Source organism: Pseudomonas sp. 05N432, assembly GCF_056396945.1.
The window spans coordinates 391973-417080 of record NZ_JBFTMM010000002.1; the positions used below are offsets into that span (position 1 = coordinate 391973).

General features: G+C 58.4%; 24 protein-coding genes and 1 pseudogene. 12 read left to right on the forward strand and 13 right to left on the reverse strand.

The window, feature by feature from the left end; translation table 11 throughout:
• Positions 1-59: 59 nt before the first annotated feature.
• The 6 genes and pseudogenes from AC1DHT_RS04160 to AC1DHT_RS04185 form a co-directional block, all read right to left on the reverse strand.
• Positions 60-851 (reverse strand): ABC transporter ATP-binding protein, encoded by a 792-nt coding sequence (locus tag AC1DHT_RS04160; protein ID WP_427533213.1) that lies wholly within the window; start codon positions 849-851, stop codon positions 60-62.
• Between the two features lie 18 nt (positions 852-869).
• Positions 870-1607, reverse strand: a complete 738-nt coding sequence (locus AC1DHT_RS04165; RefSeq protein WP_427536691.1) for an ABC transporter permease — start codon at positions 1605-1607, stop codon at positions 870-872.
• Between the two features lie 21 nt (positions 1608-1628).
• Positions 1629-2345, reverse strand: coding sequence for an ABC transporter permease (locus AC1DHT_RS04170; protein WP_054596120.1), 717 nt, complete (start codon positions 2343-2345; stop codon positions 1629-1631).
• 67 nt (positions 2346-2412) lie between these two features.
• The gene (locus AC1DHT_RS04175; RefSeq protein ID WP_427536910.1) at positions 2413-3177 is read right to left on the reverse strand and encodes a transporter substrate-binding domain-containing protein; all 765 of its coding nucleotides are present in this window, start codon (positions 3175-3177) and stop codon (positions 2413-2415) included.
• Positions 3178-3791: 614 nt separating this feature from the next.
• A complete protein-coding gene (gene hutH / locus AC1DHT_RS04180) occupies positions 3792-5330 on the reverse strand; it encodes a histidine ammonia-lyase (RefSeq protein WP_427536689.1) in 1539 nt (512 codons plus the stop codon).
• A 135-nt stretch (positions 5331-5465) separates the two neighbouring features.
• A pseudogene (locus AC1DHT_RS04185) lies at positions 5466-5561 on the reverse strand (glycine betaine/L-proline ABC transporter ATP-binding protein); the annotation flags it as partial.
• A 571-nt stretch (positions 5562-6132) separates the two neighbouring features.
• Between AC1DHT_RS04185 and AC1DHT_RS04190 the strand changes: the two are divergent.
• Positions 6133-6300 (forward strand): helix-turn-helix domain-containing protein, encoded by a 168-nt coding sequence (locus AC1DHT_RS04190; protein ID WP_427536687.1) that lies wholly within the window; start codon positions 6133-6135, stop codon positions 6298-6300.
• 365 nt (positions 6301-6665) lie between these two features.
• Here the strand turns inward: AC1DHT_RS04190 and AC1DHT_RS04195 are convergent, their stop codons facing one another.
• Genes AC1DHT_RS04195 through AC1DHT_RS04205 form a run of 3 tightly spaced genes read right to left on the reverse strand, consistent with a single transcriptional unit; the run spans position 6666 to position 9685 of the window.
• Complete coding sequence (locus AC1DHT_RS04195; protein ID WP_427536685.1) at positions 6666-7535, reverse strand: TauD/TfdA family dioxygenase; 870 nt, start codon at positions 7533-7535, stop codon at positions 6666-6668.
• A gap of 12 nt (positions 7536-7547) precedes the next feature.
• The gene (locus AC1DHT_RS04200) at positions 7548-9080 is read right to left on the reverse strand and encodes an AMP-binding protein (RefSeq protein ID WP_427536683.1); all 1533 of its coding nucleotides are present in this window, start codon (positions 9078-9080) and stop codon (positions 7548-7550) included.
• Entirely contained in the window at positions 9077-9685 is a 609-nt protein-coding gene (locus AC1DHT_RS04205; protein ID WP_427536681.1) for a thermostable hemolysin, read from the reverse strand. The genes AC1DHT_RS04200 and AC1DHT_RS04205 overlap by 4 nt, the downstream gene beginning before the upstream one ends.
• A gap of 499 nt (positions 9686-10184) precedes the next feature.
• Between AC1DHT_RS04205 and AC1DHT_RS04210 the strand changes: the two genes are divergently transcribed.
• From AC1DHT_RS04210 to AC1DHT_RS04250, 9 genes are all read left to right on the forward strand, one after another.
• A complete protein-coding gene (locus AC1DHT_RS04210) occupies positions 10185-11108 on the forward strand; it encodes a LysR family transcriptional regulator (protein ID WP_427536679.1) in 924 nt (307 codons plus the stop codon).
• Between the two features lie 552 nt (positions 11109-11660).
• Positions 11661-11852, forward strand: coding sequence for a YegP family protein (locus AC1DHT_RS04215; RefSeq protein WP_427536677.1), 192 nt, complete (start codon positions 11661-11663; stop codon positions 11850-11852).
• A gap of 246 nt (positions 11853-12098) precedes the next feature.
• A complete protein-coding gene (locus tag AC1DHT_RS04220; protein ID WP_427536675.1) occupies positions 12099-13067 on the forward strand; it encodes a glycosyltransferase family 2 protein in 969 nt (322 codons plus the stop codon).
• Between the two features lie 2 nt (positions 13068-13069).
• Complete coding sequence (locus AC1DHT_RS04225) at positions 13070-13780, forward strand: class I SAM-dependent methyltransferase (RefSeq protein WP_427536673.1); 711 nt, start codon at positions 13070-13072, stop codon at positions 13778-13780.
• A complete protein-coding gene (locus tag AC1DHT_RS04230; protein ID WP_103316206.1) occupies positions 13777-14163 on the forward strand; it encodes a GtrA family protein in 387 nt (128 codons plus the stop codon). Before AC1DHT_RS04225 ends, AC1DHT_RS04230 begins: the two co-directional genes overlap by 4 nt.
• Complete coding sequence (locus AC1DHT_RS04235) at positions 14160-16256, forward strand: DUF6311 domain-containing protein (RefSeq protein WP_427536670.1); 2097 nt, start codon at positions 14160-14162, stop codon at positions 16254-16256. The genes AC1DHT_RS04230 and AC1DHT_RS04235 overlap by 4 nt, the downstream gene beginning before the upstream one ends.
• Positions 16257-16356: 100 nt before the next feature.
• A complete protein-coding gene (locus AC1DHT_RS04240) occupies positions 16357-17301 on the forward strand; it encodes a LysR substrate-binding domain-containing protein (RefSeq protein ID WP_427536668.1) in 945 nt (314 codons plus the stop codon).
• A gap of 78 nt (positions 17302-17379) precedes the next feature.
• Entirely contained in the window at positions 17380-18570 is a 1191-nt protein-coding gene (locus AC1DHT_RS04245; protein ID WP_477761258.1) for a low temperature requirement protein A, read from the forward strand.
• A gap of 84 nt (positions 18571-18654) precedes the next feature.
• Positions 18655-19020 (forward strand): 5-carboxymethyl-2-hydroxymuconate Delta-isomerase, encoded by a 366-nt coding sequence (locus AC1DHT_RS04250; protein WP_427536665.1) that lies wholly within the window; start codon positions 18655-18657, stop codon positions 19018-19020.
• 18 nt (positions 19021-19038) lie between these two features.
• On the opposite strand, the gene AC1DHT_RS04255 is transcribed toward AC1DHT_RS04250, so the two are convergent.
• From AC1DHT_RS04255 to AC1DHT_RS04265, 3 genes are all read right to left on the reverse strand, one after another.
• Positions 19039-19974 (reverse strand): LysR family transcriptional regulator, encoded by a 936-nt coding sequence (locus AC1DHT_RS04255; protein ID WP_427536663.1) that lies wholly within the window; start codon positions 19972-19974, stop codon positions 19039-19041.
• A gap of 196 nt (positions 19975-20170) precedes the next feature.
• Positions 20171-21082: a DMT family transporter gene (locus AC1DHT_RS04260; protein ID WP_427536661.1), complete on the reverse strand. Its 912-nt coding sequence runs from the start codon at positions 21080-21082 to the stop codon at positions 20171-20173.
• Between the two features lie 14 nt (positions 21083-21096).
• Entirely contained in the window at positions 21097-22281 is a 1185-nt protein-coding gene (locus tag AC1DHT_RS04265) for a cyanate transporter (RefSeq protein ID WP_427536659.1), read from the reverse strand.
• Positions 22282-22489: 208 nt separating this feature from the next.
• Here AC1DHT_RS04265 and cynR point away from each other — a divergent pair, with 208 nt between their 5' ends.
• Positions 22490-23362: a transcriptional regulator CynR gene (gene cynR, locus AC1DHT_RS04270; protein ID WP_427536657.1), complete on the forward strand. Its 873-nt coding sequence runs from the start codon at positions 22490-22492 to the stop codon at positions 23360-23362.
• Here cynR and AC1DHT_RS04275 read toward each other — a convergent pair.
• Positions 23356-24141 (reverse strand): transporter substrate-binding domain-containing protein, encoded by a 786-nt coding sequence (locus AC1DHT_RS04275; RefSeq protein ID WP_427536655.1) that lies wholly within the window; start codon positions 24139-24141, stop codon positions 23356-23358. The genes cynR and AC1DHT_RS04275 overlap by 7 nt on opposite strands.
• A gap of 286 nt (positions 24142-24427) precedes the next feature.
• On the opposite strand from AC1DHT_RS04275, the gene tssI reads away from it, so the two are divergent.
• Positions 24428-25108 (forward strand): type VI secretion system tip protein TssI/VgrG (gene tssI / locus AC1DHT_RS04280; RefSeq protein ID WP_442114501.1); only part of this gene is annotated, 681 nt, incomplete at its 3' end.

Genomic DNA, 25108 nt, shown 5'->3' on the forward strand with positions numbered 1-25108 from the left:
CACTACGGGGCTTTTTCGTTTTTGGGTTTATGGTTTGGCGCGCTGTGCGCGGGCCGTGCTTATTCGGCACTTCTCTCATGATGACTGGAGACGAATTGCCGGAAGCGTTCGGTGGGTAAGCCTTCGAATAGTTCCGCCGGTGTCCCCTGCACATCGATCAGGCCGCCATGCATGAACACCACCCGATTTGACACGTGTCGGGCAAAGCCCATTTCGTGCGTGACCACCAGCATGGTGCGGCCTTCTTCAGCCAGAGAGCGCATTACGCGTAACACCTCTCCAACCAGTTCAGGGTCAAGTGCCGAGGTCGGTTCGTCGAACAACATGACTTGTGGATTCATCGCCAGTGCGCGGGCTATCGCTACGCGTTGCTGCTGGCCACCGGACAGGTGCGCCGGGTAATAGTCGCGGCGATCGTACAGGCCGACCTTGTGCAGCAGGGCTTCTGCTTCCTCGACGCATTCGGCACGAGAGCGTTTGAGAACCCGCATCGGGCCTTCAATGACGTTTTGCAGCACCGTCATGTGCGACCAGAGGTTGAAGCTCTGGAACACCATACCCAGGCAGCTGCGCATGCGCTCGACCTGGCGGCTGTTGCTCGGTGTCTGGCGGCCGTCGGCATGCTGCTTCATTTCGATCACTTCACCATTGACGCTGATGATGCCTTGATCGGGTGTCTCCAGGAGGTTGATGCAACGCAGGAAGGTACTTTTGCCTGATCCACTTGCACCGAGGATCGAGATCACATCGCCCTTGTGGGCTTCCAGGGAAATGCCCTTGAGGACATGTGCGTTGCCGAAGGACTTCTGAATATTGGTTACCGACAAGGCTGAAGCGGGCTGAGTGCTCATGGCATGCTCCGTATCAAATCAGGAATGGGAAGGCAGCGAGGGGCTGGCTTTTTTGATGGCGTCAACTGGCCGCTCACGCAAGTGCGGCGAGAGGCGATACTCGAGCCAGGCGACAGCGCGGACGACCAGGAAATTCAGCACCAGATAGATCAGGGCTGCGCAAATGAACACTTCCATCGTGCGATAAGTACGCTGGATGATCTGCTGCGCGACGCCAGTGACGTCCCACACGGTCACCAGGCTAGCCAGAGCCGTGGACTTGACCAGCAAAATGGCTTCGGTGGAGTAGGCCGGCAGGGCCTGGCGCAGGGTGACCGGAGCAATGATCCGGAGTAGCAGTTCCCAAGGCGACATGCCCACGGCCTTGCCCGCCTCGATCTGTCCCTGTGGCACGCTAAGCAGCCCACCGCGAATAATTTCGGCGGTGTAACCGGCGGTACACAAGGCCAGTGAAAGCACCGCGCAGCCATAGGGTGATTTGAGCAGTACCCAGGCGAAGCTATCGCGAATGGCCGGGAACTGGCCCAACCCGTAGTAAATCAGGAACATTTGAATCAGCAGTGGCGTACCGCGAAACAACATGATGTAAAACCGCGCCGGATAGCTGAAAAACCACCAGCGGCTGACCCGCAGGCTGACAATGCCGACAGACAGGGTAAGGCCGATCACCAATGAGCTGAAAAACAGCGTCAGCGTTGTGGGCAGCGCTGCCAAAAGCTTGAGCATGGTGTCAGCGAGGAACGAAAAATCGATCATACGTAGCGCTCCCGACTCGAACTAGACTGGACTGCGCTGCCGCGTGCGACGCACGCGAGCCTCAGCCATATTGAAAAGCCGACCGGACAAGCCGGTTAGAATGAGGTACACGGCGCCCCCGATGATGTAGAACGTGAAATATTGACGAGTGGAACCGGCCGCGACCTGGCTGGCACGCATCAATTCCACCAGGCCGATGACTGAAATCAGCGCCGAGTCTTTCAGGCTCATTTGCCAGACATTTCCCAGCCCGGGCAGCGCAAATCGCAGCACCTGGGGGACCAGAATCCGTTTGAAGCGCATCGCGCGGGACATGCCTATGGCCAGGCCGGCTTCCAGTTCGCCCCGTGATACCGCGAGAAAAGCGCCGCGGTAGACTTCAGCCTGATAGGAGCCGGAAATCAGCCCGACCGCCAGCGCACCGACCAGAAAAGGTGGCACGTCGATGTAGCCTTCACCCCCGAACCAGTGGCCAACCGCCGTCACTACACTGGCTCCGCCAAAGTAGAACAGGTAGATCACCAGCAACTCGGGGATCCCCCTGAACAGTATCGAATACAGATCTCCCAGCCAGCGCAAACTGCGTCGACGGGATAGCTTGGCAGCCGCGACCAGGCTGCCAAATACCGCACCCACCAGCAGCGCTGCCAGGGTCAATATCACGGTCATGCCCGCTGCCTTGAGCAGCGCCATTCCCCAGCCTGAGTCACCAAAACTGAGTAGCTGCAAGAGGTTCATAGAGGCTCCCATTCTTGAGAAGGTTTAAGCAGCCCGGCAGCCTTCACGGTGCCGGGCAATTCAGGGGTCAAGACTTAGGTGTGAGGTCTACTTTGAACCACTTCTCGCTAAGTGTCTTGATCGTGCCGTCAGCCATGGCTTCCTTGAGAGCTGCGTCGAACTTGGCTTTGAGCTCAGGGTCTGTCTGGCGGAAGCCTAGAGCTTCCCCTTCACCCCAGATCGGGCCTTTGATGACCGGGCCGGTAAAGGCCAGCGATTTGTTCTCCGGCTTGTCCATCACCGAATTGAAAAAGGTCACGTCATCGAAAGCGACGTCAATGCGGCCGGCCAGCAGGTCGAGAATGGCTTCGGCCGAGCTGCCGTATTCACGAATGGTCGCCACGTCCTTGAAGTTCTGATCAATGAATGACGTGTAAATGGTGCCGGAGGCGATACCAATGGTCTTGCCCTTGAGTGCCTTGCGCTGCTCTTCAACGCCGGCGCGCACTTCCTTGGCATCGGTCCCCAGAGTGATGGCGGCTTCGGCACCGGTTTTGCCCGGCAACAGATCAGCTTTCAGCGCAACGAAACTGGCAGGTGTCTGGGCGTAAGGAATCGAAAAGGCCATTACCTTTTTGCGCTCATCGTTGATGACAATGGCGTCCATCAGCATGTCAAATTTACCGGCATTGAGGCTGGCGATCATCCCGTCCCAGTTCTGCACGACAATGTTGCACTTGAGCTTCATGCGCGGACAGATGATATCCATCAGCTCCGGTTCGAAGCCGCCAATTTTTCCGCCTGGCAGAGTCACGTTCCAGGGCTCATAGGCGCCCTCGGTTGCAATATTCACCGAGGTCCATTCTTTGGCCTGCAGTGCCGGAGCACAGGCGAGAACCATTGCACTGAGCGCTACAGAACCCAACCAGCTTGATTTCTTCGACATCTTGATAATTCCTGCCTAATCAATGGAGTGTTGCGATCTGATCCGGCTCAGGCCGAATCTCCTGTGCGGGTATGCACATCTATTTTTGTGCACACCGGACAAAGCAATGAAAACCAGCCCAGGCAGCGGGCGAGCAAGCCCGTGCATGGCACTGCGTTACAAGCGAAATAGTGGCGGGTGCAAAGAGGTTCTCACGACTCTTACGCACACATACTTACTTGTACATACAAGAGTATGCAATCAAGCGGCCAACTTAATGGATCGCTGCTCTATAAAGCTCAGGTTTGGTAGGAATGGCTTTGGGACAAGGGTTTGGCGGGAGGCTTTTTTTTTTGAGATATTTTGCGAAGGTGTGACGACCGTTACTTGAACGTGGAATTGCGCCATGCCGGGGCGCTCGGTAACAAACTGAGAGATGTTGGTGCGCGATGGGGAACGATTGGGTGAGTGCTTTTGTGGCGATTATCCGCCGCAGCCACTTATGAATGGCTGCGGCTTGGTACGCTGCGTGGGAATCGATTTTAGTGCAGGCTCGGAAACGCGGTTTGCAGCAATTGCGGATCTTTCAAAATGCTTGCAGCACTGGCGATATCCGGCGCCAGCCAGCGGTCCTGGTCATAGGCCGGAACGCGCTCGCGCAGCAGTCGCCAAGCGACCTCCGTGCCTGCACCGAAGCATGGCCCCTTGAGAAAGTCGGCCTTGAGAAATTCGAAGGCCTGGGCGGCCAGCAGATACTCGATAGCGAGGATCTGCGTGCAGTTTTCCAGCGCCCGATGCAGCTTCAGTGCAGCGTTGGTGCCCATGCTCAGGTGGTCTTCCTGCAGGCCCGATGTGACATAGTTGTCGAGCACCGCCGGTTGCGCCAACTGACGGTTTTCCGCACAGAGGGAAGCGGCAACGTACTGGACGATCATCATTCCGGAGTTAACCCCAGGGTTGCTCACCAGAAATGCCGGCAAGCCACTGACGTGCGGGTTGATCAAACGGTCCAGACGACGCTCGGCAATCGAGCCGACCTCCGCAATGGCAATCGCCAGCAAGTCGGCAGCCAAGGCCACCGACTGGCCGTGCGGGTTGGCCTGGGACATCACCCGGTAGTTATCCGGTGTACCCAGAAGCAGCGGGTTGTCGGTGGCGGAGTTGAGTTCGGTTTCGATCTGTCGGGTCGCGTGGTCAAGTTGATCACGGGCCGCGCCATGTACTTGCGGGATCGAACGGATGCTCAGTGCATCCTGAGTGCGAATGCCTTTGCTGCTGGCAATCACTTCACTGCCATCGAGCAGGCCGCGCAGGTTGATACCGACCTGCTGCATGCCCGGATGTGGCTTGAGGGCGATGATTTCGGCGTCGAATGCGTCGATCTGACCGCGCTGGGCTTCGAAGCTCATGGCACCGATCACGTCGGCCCACTGGATCAAGCGGGTTGCATCGGCGAGGGCGAGGCAGCTCAGGCCGGTCATGCACGGCGTACCGTTGACCAGGCACAGCCCGTCTTTCGCGCCCAACTGCACCGGCTTCAAGCCTTCTTCAGCCAAAGCTTGCTGCGCAGGGACGATCTGCCCGCGGTAACTGACCTGGCCGACCCCCAGCAGGCTGATGCCGATATGCGCCATGTGAGTCAGGTAGCCGACCGAACCCTGGGACGGTACTTGTGGGGTAATCCCGCGATTGAGCAAGGCCAATAGCGCTTCGACCACTTGCCGATGCAGGCCGGATTTGCCGTGGCTGTAGTTTATGATCGCCGCGCACATGATCGACCGCGTCTGCTCATCGGTCAGTGGTGCACCGACGCCACAAGCATGGCTAAGCAATGTATTGCGCGACAGCTGGCTCAGTTGTTCGCCTTGCAGCGAGACATTGCAGAGTGCACCCAGACCGGTATTGACGCCATACGCGCGCTCGCCGCTGACGACAATGTGCTGGACGATGGCCTGGGCATTGTCGATCCGCGCCCAGGTTTGAGCCGACAATTCAAGCACGGCTCCGTGCCGGGCAACTGCGACCACATCCTGCCAACGCAACGGCGCATCGGCGATAACAATTTTTTTAGCCTGTGACATGTGAAGCCTCACGCAAGGGTTGTTGTCGAGTTACACCTGTGGCCAGAAGGTTCGGCCCCTGGCCACATTGGATACACGTCGTCCGGAAAACTCATTTCAAGCAGGTGCAGCAGGACGCTGAACGAAGCGATCAACCTATTCGTCAGCAGACGAGTCAAGGATCTCTTTCGGCGCATCGATCTGAATCAATCGGCCGTCCTTGAGAATCACGATGCGGTTGCCGATGCACACGTTTTTGTTGTGCGCGGCATTGCTCTACAAGCAAAGCGGTGGAGGTGAAGAGATCCCCGCGATCTCTTGTGCACACGCGTTTACTTGTACATACAAGAATATGCAATCAAGCGGCCAACTTGTTGGATCGCTGTTCAATAAAGCTCAGGATTTGGCTGTAACGCTTTTGGGGCAAGGGTTTGGCCGGAGGCGATTTTTTCGGGAGATTTTGCGAAGGCGTGACGGCTGTTACTTGAGCGTGGAATTACGTCGCGCCGGGACGTTCGGTAACAATAGGGTGTGCTTAGGAAACGGCTGCAAACCAGAGCCGAAATTTGATTCACCCCCTCTCTTGGGCCGAATGGTTTGAGCTGGAAGGTGCCCCAGGTGACATCAATGAGGGGCGCTTGATCATTCCCTGGCAGCGAGCCATGCCTCTTCCTTCGCCGTATGACCTGAGTAGGCACCCGGACACTTTGCAGAAAACGCAATGTCGGGCATTTCAACGCTGGCTGATTGGCCGAGGGAGAGCACAAGAGGAAATTTCTGATTCCTTGATTTGACGTGATGTTGTTCACGCCGGGGGGCTTTTGTGCTGATCGAAAACCATTGCCCGATCTGCGCGGCGGCGACCGCGTGCCAGGGTTTCTGCCGTGCCGAATTGAATGTGTTCGAGCAGGTTCTGCAAGCCAGGGTTGAACGTGTGGAGCACATTCTGATGAATGCCCGCCGTTGCGCTTATCGCATTACACCGGTCTGAAGAGCCCCGAGACCTTCAATCGGTCCTGGCCACAAACTTGATCCTCAAGCGGGGCGGGTGGCAATTGTTCGATCAAGGTGCGGCGGTGCATCTGCGCCGGGTTGCGTGACAGCGGGTTACCGGCGGTGATGCCACCGTGTTTGGCGGGCGAGGCTTTGCCGTAGGCGTTGCGGGCCTGCGCATGGCGGTAGGTGATAGGTGCCGATGGGGGGCGCGCACAACGAGCCGTGCGCCGATGCGGGGATCGAGCGCACGACTTCGGCACCTACAGGCTGAAGTCGCCGTTGCGGTCAATCAGTTGATGACCGTGGTTGTCGACGAAACGCTCGTACAGGCCTTCGATGAGTGATTCGTCATGGCGAGCATTACCGATAGCTCAGCGCATTGAAGATGCGACGCTGGTCATCGATGATCGCCTGCCGGCCATGCATGACCCGACGGTTGTCGATCATCACCAGGTCCAGGTCCTGCCAACCCACGGAGTGCGTGTTGCGTTCGGTGACCTCGGTAATCTCCGCCAGCAGGTCGGCGGAAATCTCTTCGCCGTTCTCGAAATCGATCACCGGTTTTTCGTAGTTGAAGGACGGCCCGAGAATGCTGTTGGCGAAGGCCGGATGCTCACAGAAGCTGGAGATCTGGCACGCCGGGACACTGTAGGCATAGGCCACGCAATCGGTGTCCGGGTTGTATTCCATCCGGGTGTTGGGGTCCTGGCCGATGATCTCGTTCAGGTGCTCGAAGCTGGCGTCTTCCAGCTGCTGGATTTCCGGTTTGTAGTAGCTGACGATCTTGCGCCACTTTTCGCCCGTCACCGTGCGGCGGTAGCGGATACGGGTGTTCTCGAAGCGCTGACGGGCCTCTTCGCTGAGTTCCTGGTAAACCTTCACCCCATCGCACAAAGTGGTTTGCGAACCTTTGGTGGGGGCGATCTCGCAGAAGAACCACGTCAGGTCGGGCCAGATCGGCGCGTTGCCGTTTTCGCAGTGCAGGCCTACGGCGTCGGTGCCGGCGTCGACCAGTTGTGCGACGCCTTTGGCGATCACGCGGCCCGGGTCCAGGCTCAGGCGCGAGCTGTGTTTTTTCACGAAGGCACCGAACTCGTCCAGCGACTGGATGCAGTTGCGGAAGATAATCACGCCGGCGTTCGAAAGCTCTTCGAAAACCGTCGCAGTGTCGGCGTTCAAGGCATACGCGCGATCGGTGATGACGCTCGCCTGATAAATGGATTGAGTCATGTCGCTAGTCCTTTAGTGAGTACATGTCTGACGATGCAGGTCGGTGGCGTGGGCTCTACGGGCCGGTCCATTGAGGGCGTAGAGGCTTTGCAACTGCGGAGTGTCCGGCGCCAGTGGCCAGATGGCCTGCGGCAGCTCGACTTCCGAGAAGCGCTGTTGCGCCCAGTCCTGGGTATGCTGGTGATCGAATTGCGGTCCGACGCTGAGCATGATCGCCAGTTGCCCATCTGCGGTCATGAACATCAGCGCATCGTTCACGCCGGTTTGCTCTTTGAACTCCAGCTCGATTTGTTCCGGAGAAACGTTGCGGCCATTGGGCAGGCAGATGATGTTTTTCTCGCGTCCGGTGATGAACAGGAAACCCTCGTCATCGAACTCGCCGATATCACCGGTGCGCAGCCAGCCATCCTCGGTGAAAGAGCAGGCGCTCGGATCGACCCACGAGTAGCCCTGGAACATCGAGCTGCTTTTGATTTCTACCCGTTGCTGATCCGTCACCCGGACCTGGACGTGCGGCAGGGGTTTGCCAACGCTGCCGAGCTTGCTGTTGGCCGGGGTGTTGACGCTCACCACCGAACCGTTCTCGCTCAATCCGTAACCTTGATGAACCTGAATACCCTGCGCGCTCAGGCGCTGCAGTTTTTCGCTGCTGATCGGAGCGCCACCGGCGGTGATGTACAACTCGTTGCGCAGCAACGACAGCAGCTCCGCGTCAGTGTTCTGCTCGGCCACTTCAAGGAGCACGTCGAGCATGATCGGCGGTACGGTCACCGCGCTTGCCCGGGTTCTGAGCAGTTGCGCCAGAATCGCCGAGGTGTTGTAGCCCGCCTCACCGATCAGCGGCGTTTGCTCGTCGAGGAAGTACACCGTGCCGCCGGACAGCAGCGGCAGGTAGACCGCCGTGATCTGTTCGATCAACAGGCTCAACGGCACCACCGACAGGTAGCGTTTCTGCACGGCGGCCGGGACCACATCGATTAGCGATTGCAGCACGGCGCTCAGTCCGCCGAGACTTTGCTTCACGCCTTTGGGCTTGCTGGTGGTGCCGGAGGTGTGGATGACTTTGCAGGTCCATTCCGCATCGGCGCTGTCGATGAAGCCTGGGCCCGCAGGCACCGCAAGCGAGGTCTCGAGTGCGCTGGGCACATGGATCAGGCGGCTGGCGTTCAGGTCGATTTCCCAGCGCTTTTCCAGCGTTTCCCGGCCTTTGTCATCGACCAGGAAGCCCGAGCATTCGAAGGCCAGGTGTTCGGCCTGGTACTTGCTGAAACCCAACGGCAGCGGCAAGGAGGTGAAGCCGAAGAGCAGGCAGGCGAAGTCGGCAATGACCCAGTCGCTGCTGTTGCGCATGACAATGCCGATGGTGCGCTTTTCGTCGGTGAACTGACGGTTCATGTGTTGCCCAAGCTGCCGGGCATGTTCCAGCACCTGGGTGTAGGTCAGGCGGCGCCCGCCCGTGCCGTCCGCCGCAGGAATATCGACGACGCAGACGGCATCCGGTGTGCGTTGGGCCTGGGCCAGCAAGTCTTCGACGAAATGCGTCATGCTGCTTGCTCACTCTGCACGTCGAGTCGGAAAACGGTCTTGAGGACGGTCTCGTGATAGTGATGCTTCATCTCGCTCAGCTTGATGTAGCCGGTGATGGGCGTCTGCTCGTAGTAGGACCCCCATTCGACTTCCGCTTGGGGAGTCATGCGTTGCGGGTCGGCATCGCAGATCTTGTTGACCTTGACGTTGCAGTGGCCCATCGATTTGATCAATTGGGGTGTACAGGTGCACAGCACGTAGCGTGCGCCCATGCACCAGGTCACCATTGAGAGCATGTTGAACAGGGTCTGGCCGGCAGCTGAATTGATCGATGCGGTATTGCCGATTTCGACGATGCTGTCGCGTTCGATCCGGGTGTTGGTGATGCGCGACAGCGTCTCCTCGGACGGTGAGTCCAGATAACATTCGGACAATAGAGGGCCTGACTTGGCGAAACTAAAACCGGCACACGACTGAATGGAGTCATTGTTATCGAATACGATTAGAAAGTACTCGGGAGATGGCTCGATGATGGCGTTAAAGGCTTTCATGTACCGACGTTTAACAAAGTCAACGGCGGACTTCCAGAGTAGGGTGTTGCGTTTGGCTACTTGAGTACGCATGCAAGTTTTCCTTTCTTTTCTGCGTGGAACGATAGACGGGTTGTTTTGGTACAACAGTGCTAAAGCCTCTTGTTGTTACGGCAACAGGGGGCTTATCCATGCCCTATGTAATAGCGTGGCTTAATCAACTGATTGGCTTGATTTTTATAGTGTTTTATTGAGTTTTGACGATTTTTCAGGCTGCCACACGCGTCCGCAGAAAACGCCACAAGGGTATGTGCGGTTTTTCTGAACGGAAGATACGGGCGAGGTTTGGCGTGTCAGCGTGTAGCGAATCCTTCCGATGGATTAATGAGATAGCGTCCTGCTTGGCGTGGCGTTTTATCATGAGCGGCTTGATTGTTTTAAATGAATTAATTAGTCGCTATTCATTCAGAATCTTCATGTAAGGCATGAGGGCGATCGAGGTATCGATGGCGTAGGGCAAGAGGTTTTTTTGTGGTAAAACGCCGAGCCGCAGTAGCGGTGGTTTTCACCCGATATGGACAGGGAGGTTCGAATGTTTTCCAGGATCAGTCTCGACCAGTGGCAGGCTTTTGTTTCTACAGTCGAGTGTGGCGGTTTCCAGCAGGCCGGCGAGTATATGTTCAAGTCACAGTCGGCCGTCAGCCATTCGGTCAACCGCATGGAAACCCTGCTGGGTCAGGAACTGTTCCTGATCGAGGGGCGCAAGGCCGTATTGACACCTCTGGGCCAGGCCCTGTTGCCTCAGGCCAAGCACCTGCTGGGCTCGGCGAAAAAGCTTGAGCGACTGGCCAATCAGTACCAGCCGGGGTTGTCTATCGAACACTCGCTGGCGGTCGACATGCTGTTTCCCGCCGACGTGCTGGAGCTAGCGCTGTTACGCTTTTCTTCGGTCTTGCAAGGGTACCGTATCCGGCTTCACGAAACGGCCGTGTCCGGCGCATGCGAATTGCTGGAAAACGGCAAGGTCGAGTTGGGCATCTCCAGTAGTCTGCCTGCGGGCTATATGCAGGAGTTCTTGCTCAACGTTTCGCTGCTATGTGTCGTGGCGTCTGATCACTCGCTGGCCCATTTCAATGGCGAGCTGAACCTGGCTGACATGAAAGACTACCGGCAAATCGTGGTTGGCGATTCGGGCATGCGCAACTCACAGAACAGCAGTTGGTCCGGCACGTCCCAGTGCTGGACCGTAAGTAACCTGAGCACCGCGCTGATGTTTGTCGAACGCGGTCTGGGTTTTGCCTGGCTGCCTGAACACATGGTCAGCGAAAAGCTGGCGAGCGGTCAGTTGCGCCTGGTGCCACTGTGTCATCAACGCGAATGCAACGTGCCGATGTATATGGGGTTCCTGGAAGAGTACAGGTTCAACCCGGAAGTCCGGCTGATGACCGACATCATTCGCGAGCAGTGCCGGAACATTAATAGCGCCAAGGCCGATACTCTGGCCCTGGCGCTCTGATGTGGTCGACCGAGACGGGCGGGCTGGTCAATTATCCTCGGCAGGCTGTTGGCAGGGCTCTTGAGGATTTGATTGATGCGTTTGACCTCTTCGGCTTTGGCGCACTGTTCCCAGTGCTTATTGAGAGGGCATGGGGTATTTCCTGAAATCGATGAGATGGCTGGACTATCCCTTGGCGGGTGATGAACAAAAAAGCGACTTTTTTGAGGTCTATCCACCCAGGGTGCTCATCATCGGGCGGATAGCGGTCGTAGCAGCCAGGTATGGGGGCGGCGCAAAGACGGAACGATCCTGTTTGTTCCGTGCTTTTTTGAGCGGATCGGGATGAATGCGGCCTATGCGCTGTATGAAAAATAAGTACGATTTCCTGAATAGTGACGGTGTTCAGTCAGCCTTTTCACGGGCCTCAGTGTCTGTTGGCTTTCGTCGGGGCGGAGGGTTTTTTGGGTAATGTCTGCTTACTTTTGATCGCCGTTAAATCTTGAATCACTCGTCTACTCTGCCTGCACAGACCAGGAGTCTGTCGTTATCAGCAGTCGCAAGGAGCGAACCATGTACTTTGAGATCTACAGGCAGTCGCGAGGCACCCCGCTTACCGGGAAGGGCCAATGGCGCTGGCGTTTAAGGGCGGCCAATCATGAGACGGTTGCCAGCGGCGAGTCGTACGTCAACAAGGCGGATTGCCTGCACGTGATCGGGTTGATCAAAAGCGTTCATAACGAAACGGTGGTGAAGGAAATCTAGGGCCTGTATCTGTTGGTGTGTGGAAACGAAGCTGCTCAGGCACATCGAGCAGCTTCGCGGCTTCGGCGTCTGCTGAATCAGGTCATCCGCCAGGTGGCGAAAGGGGGGTAAATGAATGGCCAAAATCGCCGCAGTTTCGCCCTTGCATCACCTCCCACGCTCCTGCTTAATGTCACGCAGCTCATGGCGCTGGAGATTAGCCGGCGACCTCGGATAGCAGAAAAATCACTATAAAAAGAGCAATCAGTGACTCATCAGCATGGAACGCATTGGGGCGAGCATGTGGCGCTATCGCTCGTCATTCCGGTCTTTAATGAAGCTGCCACCGTCGATTTGTTCATGGCGCGGATCACTGACGTCTTCAAGGATGAGGCGCTGGTCGGTCTGGAGATGGTGTTCGTCAATGACGGCAGTACCGACACCACGCTGGAGCTGCTTCTGGAGCGCCAGAAGACTGACCCCCGCGTGCGAATCGTCGATCTGAGTCGCAATTTCGGCAAGGAAGCGGCGTTGACCGCGGGCTTGCAGACTGCCACTGGCCAGGTGGTAGTGCCCATCGATGTCGATCTCCAGGACCCTCCCGAAGTTGTCCTCCAGATGATCGACCGCTGGCGTGAAGGCTATGAAGTGGTGCTGGGCCATCGCGTGAGTCGTCACAACGACTCTTGGGCCAAGCAAACCTCCGCCAACTGGTTTTATCACCTGCACAACAAAATCTCTGATCAGCCGCTGCCGAAAAATGTCGGTGATTTTCGGCTCATGGACCGCTGCGTGATCGATGCCTTGCAGACCTTGCCGGAGTCACGGCGTTTCATGAAGGGCTTGTTCGCCTGGGTCGGGTTTCGGACGACCCATGTCGATTACGAGCGTCCGGAGCGGGTGGCGGGGGAAAGCAAATTCAATGGCTGGCGCTTGTGGAATTTCGCGCTGGAAGGCATCACCAGTTTCAGCACCGACCCGCTCAAGGTATGGACGTATCTGGGGCTGTTGGTGTCGGTGGTTTCTTTTTCATTTGCCACTTTCATTGTGCTGCGGACGTTGTTGACCGGGATCGATGTCCCGGGCTACGCCTCGCTGATGGTTGCCGTCACCTTTCTGGGGGGGCTGCAATTGATCGGTATCGGGGTGCTGGGTGAGTACCTGGGCAGAACCTACATCGAATCAAAACGCCGCCCGGTTTTTCTGGTGCGTCGCGTCCATAATGCCAAGGACTGACCATGGATCTCAAGGAAACCGACATCCTCGGTTCAAGCATCGAGCAGCATTGGTACTACCGCTCAAAAGCGGCGGCGACGACTCGTTTGCTGGGCAATGCGCGGGTCGACAGGATTCTTGACGTAGGTGCGGGTTCGGGGTTCTTTTCCCATCATCTGCTGACCCATACGGCAGCCACCGAGGCCTGGTGCGTGGACATCAGCTACGAAGCGGATTCGGACGCCACGACCGCCGGGAAACCGGTGCACTATCGCCGTTCGATCGACTCGGTTGATGCCGATCTGGTGCTGCTGATGGATGTGCTGGAACATGTCGATGACGATGTCGGGTTACTCAAGGCGTACGTCGATAAAGTCCCGTCCGGGAGTCGTTTCCTGATAACCGTGCCGGCGTTTCAGTTTCTCTGGAGTGGGCACGATGACTTTCTTGAACACAAACGGCGCTATACCTTGGCGCAAATGGAAGCAGTGGCCAGGGACTCCGGTTTGATAGTGAAGAAGGGGGCTTATTATTTCGGCGCGGTGTTCCCGATTGCAGCGACCCTGCGGTTGCTGTCCCAAGGCGCACAACCTTCGTCGCCACGCTCGCAACTCAAGCAGCACCATCCATTGGTCAATACGCTGCTCAAGACCTTGTGCAGTATCGAACGTCCGTTCATGGGCGCGAACCGCCTGGCGGGTCTGACGGTGTTCGTGCTGGCGCAGAAACCGTGACCTCAGCCGAAAAATCAGCCCTGATCAAGCGTGGCCTGCGTTTTGCCGTGACCGGGTTATTCGTAACGGCCCTGCATGCGGTGGTGGCCGTGTTGCTCATCAACTACGTGCTGGCGCTGCCACCCGTGGCCAACGGTGTAGCGTTTTCTGTGGCGACCCTGGTTTCTTATGTGATCAACACGAGCTGGAGTTTTTCCAGCCGATTGCATGGCCGGACGCTGGCGCGCTTCATGATGGTTTCCGGGGCCGGTTTACTACTGGCGATGCTGGTGGCCTGGGCCGCACAAATGGCCGGGCTTCATTACTTGCTGGGGATAGGGGCGGTGGCGCTGACCATTCCGGCCTTTACGTTTGTATTGCATAACTTCTGGACGTATCGATGAAGGTTTCGGGCAAGCATTGGGCGATCGGGTTATTGCCCCTGTTAATGGGCGTGGTGGCATTTTTCATGGTGATCGGGCCACGGGCCCTGGACCCGCAAAACATTGCCTGGCTGGAAAGCGGCGATCCGGCGACCCATTACTTGGGCTGGACGTTCTTTCGACATTCTCCCTGGACTTTTCCGCTCGGACTTAACCCGTCCTATGGGTTGGAACTGGGCAGTGCGATCATTTTTTCCGATTCCAATCCGCTGTTGGCGCTGCTGTTCAAACCCTTCAACTCAATCCTTCCCGAGACGTTCCAGTATTTCGGTATTTGGCTGCTGGCATGTTTTGTTCTGCAAGCCTGGTTTGCCTGGAAGTTGCTGGGGCTGGTTACGCCCAGTGTTGCGCTCAGGGTGCTGGGGTCAGGCCTTTTTCTGTTTTCGCCGCCGATGTTCTTGCGCATGGGGGGGCATTTGTCCCTGGCCGGGCATTTTCTGATTCTGGCCGCGCTCTATCTGGCCCTGCACCCGGGCGTGCAGAAGCGCCGGGTGGCCTGGGGAGCGCTGTTGGCGGCGACGGCGATGATCCACGCTTATCTGCTGGCCATGGTGGCATTGATCTGGGTAGCCGATGTTGCCGGTCGAACCCTCAAAGGCGAGTTGACTCGACGCACTGCATTCATCGAGGTGGTCTTGTTGTTTTTGCTGGTGAGTCTGTGCTGCTGGCAGGCGGGCTATTTCAGTATCGCGGATGGTATGGCTTCCGGTGGTTTTGGCTTGTACCGTATGAATCTGCTGGCGCCGATCGACTCCAGCGGCTGGTCGTTGATCTTGCCGGACTTGCCCGAGGCCAGCGGCGACTACGAGGGTTTCAACTACCTCGGGTTGGGGACGCTGGTGCTGGCGATCTGCGCCTGCGTCGTACTGCTGCGACGTACAACTGACTTCGGCAGTGCGGTGCGCCGTCTGCCGGTTCTGCTGTTGGCGTTGATTGGCCTGACGCTGTTTGCGCTCTCGAACGAGATCGGTGTTGGCCTGCTCAGTGTTCATTACCCATTGCCGGAAAAAATCATCAAGCTGGCGAATATCTTTCGGGCGTCGGGGCGGATGTTCTGGCCGGTGTTCTACGCCATCGTGTTTGCCGTCATTTTCCTGGTGGTGCGTGGCAACCGGCCGCGCACTGCGCTGTGTTTGCTGGCCTTGGCACTGGTTGTTCAGGTGGTTGATACCTGCAACGGATGGAGAGGGGTATGGCACGCGAGGATGATGACGCCTGCCTCCGAATGGTCAACAGCATTGCATGACCCGTTCTGGTCCAGCGCCGCCGCCCACTACGCGAATATTCGTTCTTTACTGCCGCAGAACCAGTCGCAGACCTGGCTTGCGTTAGCCTACTACGCGTCTACTCATGGTCTGAAAACCGATACCGCTTATCTGGGGCGCATGAGTTCTACGGCGCTTGAGCATGCCCAGCAAAAAGCCGGGCAAATGCTTGTGACGGGGCAGTTCGACCCTGATTCGCTGTATATCCTTGACGAGAGTGCCATGCTTGACGTCGTGAAAAGCGTCAACAGCGACACCGATCTGCTGGCCCGCATTGATGGCCTGGTGGTGCTTGCGCCGGGCTGGAAAAAATGCGCTGAATGCCTTCCGGTCGTGGACGAAGGACGTTCGATGCAGTCAGTGCCGTTGATCAAACTCGGGCAGCAACAACGGTTCAACTACAAGACCCCTCATCTGGCCCATGGCTGGTCGACCCCGGAAGCCTGGGGCACATGGTCCGAGGGAGAGGAGGCAGAGATCGTGCTTCGGGTTCCACCTCAGGCTCAATCCATCGTGATCGAGGCGCTGGCCTTCGTACTGCCGATGCATCTTGGCCAGGACGTGGTTTTTACCATCAACGGTTTACAAGCCAGTTCGACACGTCTGACCCGGCTTCAGGACAATCGCATCGAAATCCCCCTGACTGCGGCCATCCATGAAGCCATCGCCCGGGACACGCTGATGCGTATTCATGTGCAGTTACCCGACGCAATCAGCCCGAAACAATTGGGGCTTGGAGAAGATCAGCGTGTGATGGGCCTGGGAGTGAAGTCGCTGACGGTACAGTAAGCCGTCGCAGCCTCTCGTTCATGTGCAGCGCTCATGTCGATAGACGCCGTCCCCCCGGCCTTTCTAAACTGGCCCAAGTATTGAGAGCCGGGAGTAGCTGATGAATCGCAATGAATTGCGTAAGGCCGACATCAATTTGATGGTGGTATTCGAGACGCTGATGCTCGAACGCAACGTGACGCGAGTGGCAGAGAAGCTGTTTCTCGGGCAACCGACCATCAGCTCGGCGCTCAACCGTTTGCGGGCGATGTTCAACGATCCGCTGTTTATCCGGGTTGGCCATCGCATGGAGCCGACGGCGCGGGCCGAGGAACTGATTCAACACCTCTCGCCGGCGCTGGACGCGCTGTCCTCGGCGTTGAGCCTGACCCACCATTTCGATCCTGCCAGCAGCACCATGACCTTTCGCATCGGTTTGTCCGATGACGTCGAGTTCGGCTTGCTGCCACCGCTGTTGCGCGCATTGCGCCAGGAAGCGCCGCAAGTGGTGTTCGTGGTTCAGCATGTCGATTACTGGCGGATCCCGGACTTGCTGGCGTCCGGTGACATCACCGTCGGCATCAGCCAGACCCGCGGCCTGCCGGCCAATGCCAAGCGCAAACTGTTGCGGCACATTCAGCCCCGCATACTGCGCGCCGATGCCTCCGATACGCCGCTGTCCCTCGACGAGTACTGTTCGCGCCCGCATGTGCTGGTTTCGCATACGGCCAACGTCAGTGGCTATGCCGATGAGTGGCTGGCCGAGATCGGTCGCAAACGCCAGGTGGTGCTTTCGGTGCCGCAATACAGTGCCTTGCCGGCGCTACTCGCGGGGACTGACCTGATTGCCAGCCTGCCGGACTACACGGCGGCGGCGATGGCGGCTTCAGGTCTGCTGTTCAGCGAACCGTTCCCGTTCAAGACGCCAACCCTGGACCTGTCCATGGTCTGGCTGAGCCACGTCGATACCGACCCCGCCGAACGCTGGCTGCGTGCACGCCTCGAAGCCTTCATGAGCGAGCGCGGTGTGTCCGGGATACAGAGCGACAAGTTGCTCGGACGGTAACCGGTGGCGGCTTGCTTGCCCGGCATAGCGCTGTTTTGCTGCCAGTATTTTCCCGATGACTGACCGGAGATCCATCCCATGAGCAGTTCCCGTTCTCTGTTGCGTGGGCGCGGCAGTCAAGACAGTGGCAAGGTCGGCATGATCGAGCTGTTTTTCGATCTGGTGTTCGTGTTCGCCGTCACCCAGCTTTCTCACACCTTGCTTGCGCACCTGACGATAGGTGGCGCGGTGCAGGTCGCGTTGATGATGGTGGCGGTGTGGTGGGTGTGGATCTTCACCTCTTGGGTGACCAACTGGCTCGACCCCGAAAAGTTGCCGATCCGCCTCGGCCTGTTCGGTTTGATGGTCGCCGGCCTGTTGCTGTCGTCGTCGATTCCCAAGGCGTTTACCGAGCATGGAGTGATGTTCGCCRCAGCCTTTGTCTTCATGCAGGTCGGCCGCACGCTGTTCGCGATCTGGGCCGTGCGTGGAGAGCCGTTGAACATGACCCGCAACTTCCAGCGAATCCTGGCGTGGATGGTGCTGTCCGGGGTGTTCTGGATCAGCGGTGCGCTGCTTGAAGGCGATCAGCGCCTGGCCTGCTGGGCGCTGGCATTACTGATCGAGCTGATCTCGCCGTCGCTGTACTTCTGGGTACCGGGGCTCGGCCGTTCAACGCTGGCCGACTGGAACGTCGAGGGTAATCACATGGCCGAACGCTGCGGTCTGTTCGTGATCATCGCCCTGGGCGAGTCGCTGCTGGTGACCGGCGCAACCTTCGCCGATTTGCTGCTGAATTGGCCGGTGCTGGCGGGGTTTCTGATTGCCGTGCTCGGCAGCGTGGCGATGTGGTGGGTGTATTTCGACAGCGGCGCCGAGCGCGCTCACCACCGGATCGTACATTCCAGCGACCCTGGGCGGCAGGCGCGGATTGCCTACACCTACCTGCATGTGTTGATCGTTGCCGGAATCATCGTCAGCGCGGTGGCCGATGAACTGGTGCTGGTGCATCCGGAGCATGCGAGCGATGCCGGGATCATCGTGATCGTCGCCGGGCCCTGGCTGTTCTTGCTGGGGTGTGCGTTGTTCAAATGGGTAATGGCCGATCGGGTTTTGCCGCCGCTGTCTCATCTGGTGGGCCTGGTGCTGCTGCTCGCGCTATTGCCTGCGGCGCTGAATCAGCTGTTTTCAGCGTTGGTCCTGGGAGGGCTGACGACTGCGGTGATGATTCTGGTAGCGACGTGGGAAACGCGGGTACTGCGTGAATCGCTACCGGCGCAGGAGCATTGACGCGCCAGGTGTTTTCGCGGGGAAGGGCGGGGGCGCTCTATGGTATATCTACGCCCCTTCGTTCTATCCTCAAGGAGCATCGCAATGCCTCACCTGCACATGGAATACACCGCCAACCTGCCGAACCTCAATGCCGATGTGGCGTTGTTGCGCTTGAACCACGCATTGGTGGCGTCCGGGCAGTTTTCCTCGGAGTACGATATCAAGAGCCGTGCGGTGCAGGTCGGCGCCTTCCGGGTCGGTACCGGGATGGGCGAGCGTGGTTTTGTGCATGTGAAGCTGGCATTGCTGAGCGGGCGCTCGCCCGCGATCAAGAAGCAATTGTCCGAAAGTCTGTTGGCGGTGGTGCAGGATCTCTGCGAATGGCCCGCCAGTGTTGATGTGCAGCTGTGCGTCGAGATTCTGGATATCGATCGCGATTCCTACGCCAAGACGGCCATCAGCCACTGATATTCAGCGCGTTGCCCCTCAGATAAAACCCTGTTCTGTGCAGGCCTTGACCACTTGCTCGCGAAGCCAGGCGTTGGCGCTATCCAGCTCGCGGGTTTGACTCCACTGCATTTCGAGGGTGAACCCCGGTACGCCGTTCGGCGCCTCGCAATGGCTGAAGACCGAGTCTTTGGCCAGCAGGTGCTGGATGCGCCGGGGCATGGTCAGAATGAAGTCAGTCCCGGTGATCAGCTTCAGTGCAGCGCTGTAGCTGTTGGCGCGCGCAACGATCTGGCGTTTGTGCGCCTGTTGGGCAAGCCAGCCGTCGACCATGTTGGTGGTGGACGTCCACGGCGTAGGGAACACGTGTCGGCGTTCGACGTAGGCTTTGAGGCTGATGCGAGGCTCCAGCGGCGTCGCCCGTTTATCGAAAACGCACACCAGATCATCCTCAAGCAGCACCTGGGATCTGAAGTCAGTGTGGCTGCGATGAAAGTTCGGGCCGAAGCCGATCACCAGGTCGAGGCTGCCATCTCGCAGCTCTTCGGCGGGGATGTCGGTTTCGAGTTTGTGCACATTGACGATCACCGGCAGGTCGGCGAAATCGAAGTTCTTCAATAGCCGTGGCAGGATCAGTTGCTCGAAGTATTCCGGCGCACAGATATTGAAGGTCACGGATTGGTGCGTCGGGTCGAATGCCTGAACCCCGGCATGGCACAGGTTGATGCTTTCGAGAATCTTCTGCACGTGTGCGTACATGGTGCCGGCCTTGTAGGTCGGACGCATACCGGTGCGGGTATTGATGAACAACTCGTCCTCGAAACTGGTGCGCAGTTTCTTCAGGCAGTAACTCACCGTGGACTGGCTGACAAACAGCGCCTCAGACACACCGGTGACGCTGCTTTGCTCATACACGGCGATGAACACCATGAGGTCCTGCATATCGAGCTTTCTAAGCAAGTTACTGTTCAGCATCCGTACTGTCTCACTCCGCTCGTTGCGCAAGTTGTGCGCAAACGTGTGCGAGTGATGCTAACGGAACGACCGTCCTAGGAGAATGGCTCGTAGGATCATTCACGGACAAGTGTGGGACAGAAGTTGTTGCGAATGCGACGTCTGTCGCAATCCGGGCCGAAGGCGGGTGAGCACCTTCAGCTTTCAGTCACCGTGTTTACGCGGTTACCGGAAGTGCGCGACGGCTGGACATCACCAGCGCGAGCATCCCGCTGGCCACCAGCAAGGCACCCACGACTTCCAGCATCAGTGGTTGCTGCGCCAGCCAGAACCAATGGAACAAGGTGATAAACAACGTGCTGAGGTAGACGTAGGAAATGACCGTGGACGGTGCAATCACCCCGATCGCCCGGTGCAGCAACCAGAAGGTTGCCAGGGTCGCGAACAGCGCCAGGTAGACCAGCCAGAACAGATCGTGGGCAGACAACAGGGCGCCGGACCGCCAGCCGCCATTGACCAGGCTGAACGCGAACAGGAACAGCGAACCGAAGAGCATGTTCCAGAACGTCATCACCACAGGCCCACGGCCCTTGAGGCTGTTCGCCTTGAAGCGCTGACTCAACGGTGAATAGAGCGCCATCGCCAGGCAGCCAACCCCGAACACCGACACCGCATAGAGTGAAGGGACTTCGCCGGGGCCTGTGCCCTTGAGGATCAGCAGCAGCGCACCGGCCGCCGCAATCAGCATCGGCAGCAGGCGGCTTTTCGAACGGTTGCCGGGTATCAGGAAGGCCTCGAAGCACAGTGTCATCAATGGCACCAGGGTAAACAGGGTCCCGGTGTTGACCGCCGAGGTGTAGCGCAGCGCTTCGAACAACGAGCCGAAATACACGGCCAGCAACAGCCCGAGCCAGGCATGACTGACAAGGCCTTTGGCAGTGATCGCGGTGCCGCCGTTGAGCAGCAGCATCGGCAGAAACGCCAATGCCGAAAACAGCAGCCGCAGGCCGGTCAGCAGGATCGGGTCGATGGCTTGGCTGACCTCGGCGGCGGCAAAAAACGAGGCGGCAACCAACACCGCCCAAAGCAACATGCCCGCGTTGGCGGAGGCGAAACTGGTGTGTTTCATCAGTGTGCCCCTGATCAATCAATGTGTTTGGCGTAATGCCGTGGGTCAAAGCGCAACACCATCAGAACCATCAACAGCATCACTGCCGTCAGTGCCCACCAGGCCCATTCGAAACTGCCCAGTTGATCGCGAATCATCCCGGCGATCAGCGGCGACACCCCCGCGATCAGATAGCCGATTCCTTGCACGAACGCCGTGAGTCCACCGGCGCGCTGAGGGTTGTCCAGGTGATCCAGCGAGACGATCAGGCTCATGGGAAACAGGCCGCCAATACCCAGGCCCAGCAAACACGGCCAGAGCAGGCTCAGGTGTTGCGGGCTGAGGATCAGTCCGCAGAAGCCAGCCATGATCAATCCCAGCAGCACCACCAGAACCAGTCGTTTATCGCGGCTGCGGTTGGCGATAGCCGGCGTCAGCAAGCCGGAGATCACCTCCATGGCCGTCAAAAAGCCTAGCAGCAGGCCGGCGTTCTGCTCGCTCCAGCCTTTTTCGACGTAGTACGGGGCCAGCCAGGCCAGCACGCAGGTGTAGGACGCGGTGCCCAAGCCGAAGAAAATCGCCAGCAGCCAGGCGCGCGAATTGCTGAAAAACGCTTCTTTACGTTGCACGGTGGCAGGCATCGCGGGGACGGCGTGACGTTGGCCGTACCAGAGCAGCAAGGCGAGCAATGCCAACAGCGCCCAGATCGCCAACCCCACACGCCAGCTGCCGGTATGCGTCATCACCAAGGGTGCAAACGATGCCGCGATGGCCGCGCCGCCCATGATCGAGGTGACGTAAAGCCCCATGAACAGCGAGACGTTGTCGCCGAAGCGGGATTTGATCAGGGCTGGCATCAAGGCCTGGATCAGCGCAATGCCGATGCCGGCAAGGACTGCACTGAGGATCAGTTCGGCGGCCGAATCGAGGAACAGCCGCGACACGGTGGCCAGGCCAATGATCAGCAGCGACAGCACCACCGTTCGATGTTCTCCCAGGCGCCGGCTGACGCTCATGCCGAAGAACATCGCCAAGCCCATCGCCATCACCGGCAGCATGGTCAGCAGTGACGCCAGGCTGAAACTCAACGCAATATCGCCGCGAATGGCCGACAACAGCGGACCGACGGCGGCCATCGACGGGCGCAGGTTCAGGGCGACGAGGATCACGGCGATCATCAGCCAGACAGCGGGACGGGAGGTGGCGCGAACGTTTTCCATGACCATACCTTGAAGGACAAGGTCTGGATTAGGCGATGCGCGGCGAGAGTCGGCAAATCAGAAAGTCATGCGCGGTATTTAAAAATTAAATACTGCTCGGCTTACCGGAAAAAGTCGCAAGGGATGGCGCACGGATACTGTTTGCAGCCATAGCGTCGCGGACCAGCTTATGATGCCATCCATAATCCATGTCGATAGTTGAGCCGGCATGCTGTTACGCCATATCCGTTACTTGCTCGCCGTCGCCGAGCATCGCAACTTCACTCGGGCGGCCGAGGCATTGCATGTCTCGCAGCCAACGCTGTCGCAGCAGATCAAGCAACTCGAGGATGTCCTCGGTGCGCCGTTGTTCGATCGTTCCGGGCGCACGGTGCGTTTGACCGATGCCGGCGAGGCGTATGTGCGTTATGCGCGGTTGGCCTTGCAGGACCTGGAGGCGGCCAAACGGGCGATGCACGACGTGCAGGACCTGACACGCGGCTCGTTGCGGCTGGCCATGACGCCGACCTTCACTGCTTACCTGATCGGCCCGTTGCTGGCGCGTTTCAACAGCCTGTACCCGGGCCTCAACCTGAGCGTCGAGGAAATGACCCAGGACCAGATCGAGGCTGCGCTGGCCGAAGACCGGCTGGACCTCGGCATCGCGTTCACCGGCAGTCACCTGGCGGACATCGACAGCCAGACGCTGTTTGCCGAAACCTTGAGCCTGGTCGTCAGTGAGGCGCATCCGGGGTTTGTCCGGCAACAATCACTCGATGCGCAGGCGCTGGGCCAACAGTCGCTGGTGTTGCTCAGCGGCGATTTTGCAACCCGTCGGCACATCGATCTGTATTGCCGACAACAAGGCATCGCGCCACGCATCGCCATCGAAGCCAACTCCATCAGCGCGATTGTCGAGATTGTTCGCCGCGGGCACCTGGCGACCATTCTCCCCGAGGCCATCACCCATGCGCTGCCGGGGTTACGCCCGTTGGCGCTGCAACCGGCGTTGCCACAACGCACGGTGGCCTTGCTCAGTCGCAAGGGCGCTTATCGCAGCGCAGCGAGTGAGGCATTCCGGGCGCTGGTCAGTGTTCAGTGACCGGGAGCGGTCGCCAGCCACTGGGCGAGCACCGCATCATAGGCGCCCGTGGCTTTGCTCAGGTGTAGCCACTGATCCACATAGGCCTTCCAGGCCACGTCATCACGAGGGAGCAAGTAGGCTTTTTCGCTGTACTGCAAGTACTGCTCGGGATTGACCGCGCACAGCCCGGGTTTTTGCTTCTGCTGATACCGCGCTTCGGAAGCGTCGGTGATCATCACGTCGGCCTTGTTATCCAGCAATTGCTCGAAAATCGTCACGTTGTCCGGGAACAGGGTCAGCGTGGCGTTGGGCAGGTGAGTGCGGGCAAACACTTCGTTGGTGCCGCCTGCCGGCTCGATCAACCGCACGGACGACTGGTTGAGCTGTTCGACGGTTTGATAGCGTTGTTTATCTTCGCAACGCACCAGCGGGATTTTTCCGTCGACGCCCAGCGTGTCGCTGAAAGAGGCCTTCTTCTGCCGCTCCAGTGAAACCGAAATGCCGCCCATGCCGATATCGCAACGGTCGGCCAGAAAGTCCGTCATCAGGTTCTTCCAGGTCGTGGGGACCCATTGCACGTCAACGTTCAGGCTTTTCGCCAGGGATTGGGCCATGGCGATATCGATCCCTTCGTATCCGCCCTCTGCGCGCAGATAGGTGTAAGGCTTGTAATCGCCGGTGGTACAGACCTTCAGATGACCCCGTTCAATCACCTGGTCCAGGTGCGAAGGTGCATTCTGGGCAAATGCCTGGACGCTGAACGTGAGCAAGGAGCAGAGCAGTAAACGAGCTTTCATCGGGTCGTCCTTGAGTGTTGTCAGAGGAGGAGGGGAGGTCGACGTCAGTATTTGTTGGCTGGGGGCGATGGTGCAAGTGTGCGGGCCATCGAGTCGTCCGAGTTGCACTGTCTTTGTCGTTGGCTAACGCAACACTTTGAAACGCGGATCGCTCTGACCGCCGTTAGGGACCCTTCTTACATTATTTCGTTTGTCGGCTTGTTAGCGTACTTGGCAGTTCACGCGAACAAGACCAAGGACGGTTTGGATATCGCGCGTTGTTTCCATTCCGCTAAAGGATAAGCGAATGTCCCAATCGTCCAATACGGCGCATTTCTCACTGCAAATTCCCGGTGTTTGCAACGACTTCAAGGTGCTGGCTTTCGACGGCACTGAAGCCATCAGCAGCCTGTATGCCATTCGGGTGGAACTGGTCAGCGAGTACCCGGATTTCGACCTGGAGAGCCTGCTCAGCCAGCCGGCTTTCCTCCAGTTCGGCCTTAACGGCGAAGGTATTCATGGCTATATCGACGGGGTGCGCGCAGATGATGTCGGCAAGCGCCTGAACCGCTATCAGCTGATCCTGGTGCCGGCGCTGCACTATCTGCAGTTCAGTCGCGATCAGCGGATTTTCCAGGGCCAGACGGTACCGAAAATCATCGCTCGGGTACTCAAGGCACATGGCATCCAGGCGGATGCTTTTACCTTCAACGTCAGTGCCAGCCCCGAGCGCGAATACTGCACCCAGTACGGGGAAAATGATTTCGAGTTCGTCCAGCGACTGTGCGCCGAGGACGGTATCGCCTGGCATCACCAGCACTCCCGGGACAGTCATGTGCTGGTGTTCACCGACGGCCAGACCTTCTTCCCCACACTGGGCGAAACCCCGTATCAGCAAGACGCCGGCATGCTGGCGGAGCATTCGGTGATCAGCCAGTTCTCCCAGCGTTTCAGCACCCGCACCAGCAAGGTCACACGCCGGGACTAT

Coding starts and splice junctions, on each gene's coding strand:
- AC1DHT_RS04170 (WP_054596120.1), bottom strand. CDS start 2,345: ATGAACCTCTTGCAGCTACTCAGTTTTGGTGACTCAGGCTGGGGAATG.
- AC1DHT_RS04265 (WP_427536659.1), bottom strand. CDS start 22,281: ATGGAAAACGTTCGCGCCACCTCCCGTCCCGCTGTCTGGCTGATGATC.
- AC1DHT_RS04200 (WP_427536683.1), bottom strand. CDS start 9,080: ATGACGCATTTCGTCGAAGACTTGCTGGCCCAGGCCCAACGCACACCG.
- AC1DHT_RS04260 (WP_427536661.1), bottom strand. CDS start 21,082: ATGAAACACACCAGTTTCGCCTCCGCCAACGCGGGCATGTTGCTTTGG.
- AC1DHT_RS04255 (WP_427536663.1), bottom strand. CDS start 19,974: ATGCTGAACAGTAACTTGCTTAGAAAGCTCGATATGCAGGACCTCATG.
- AC1DHT_RS04165 (WP_427536691.1), bottom strand. CDS start 1,607: ATGATCGATTTTTCGTTCCTCGCTGACACCATGCTCAAGCTTTTGGCA.
- AC1DHT_RS04250 (WP_427536665.1), top strand. CDS start 18,655: ATGCCTCACCTGCACATGGAATACACCGCCAACCTGCCGAACCTCAAT.
- AC1DHT_RS04235 (WP_427536670.1), top strand. CDS start 14,160: ATGAAGGTTTCGGGCAAGCATTGGGCGATCGGGTTATTGCCCCTGTTA.
- AC1DHT_RS04210 (WP_427536679.1), top strand. CDS start 10,185: ATGTTTTCCAGGATCAGTCTCGACCAGTGGCAGGCTTTTGTTTCTACA.
- hutH (WP_427536689.1), bottom strand. CDS start 5,330: ATGTCACAGGCTAAAAAAATTGTTATCGCCGATGCGCCGTTGCGTTGG.
- AC1DHT_RS04225 (WP_427536673.1), top strand. CDS start 13,070: ATGGATCTCAAGGAAACCGACATCCTCGGTTCAAGCATCGAGCAGCAT.
- AC1DHT_RS04160 (WP_427533213.1), bottom strand. CDS start 851: ATGAGCACTCAGCCCGCTTCAGCCTTGTCGGTAACCAATATTCAGAAG.
- AC1DHT_RS04205 (WP_427536681.1), bottom strand. CDS start 9,685: ATGCGTACTCAAGTAGCCAAACGCAACACCCTACTCTGGAAGTCCGCC.
- AC1DHT_RS04275 (WP_427536655.1), bottom strand. CDS start 24,141: ATGAAAGCTCGTTTACTGCTCTGCTCCTTGCTCACGTTCAGCGTCCAG.
- cynR (WP_427536657.1), top strand. CDS start 22,490: ATGCTGTTACGCCATATCCGTTACTTGCTCGCCGTCGCCGAGCATCGC.
- AC1DHT_RS04215 (WP_427536677.1), top strand. CDS start 11,661: ATGTACTTTGAGATCTACAGGCAGTCGCGAGGCACCCCGCTTACCGGG.
- AC1DHT_RS04195 (WP_427536685.1), bottom strand. CDS start 7,535: ATGACTCAATCCATTTATCAGGCGAGCGTCATCACCGATCGCGCGTAT.
- AC1DHT_RS04240 (WP_427536668.1), top strand. CDS start 16,357: ATGAATCGCAATGAATTGCGTAAGGCCGACATCAATTTGATGGTGGTA.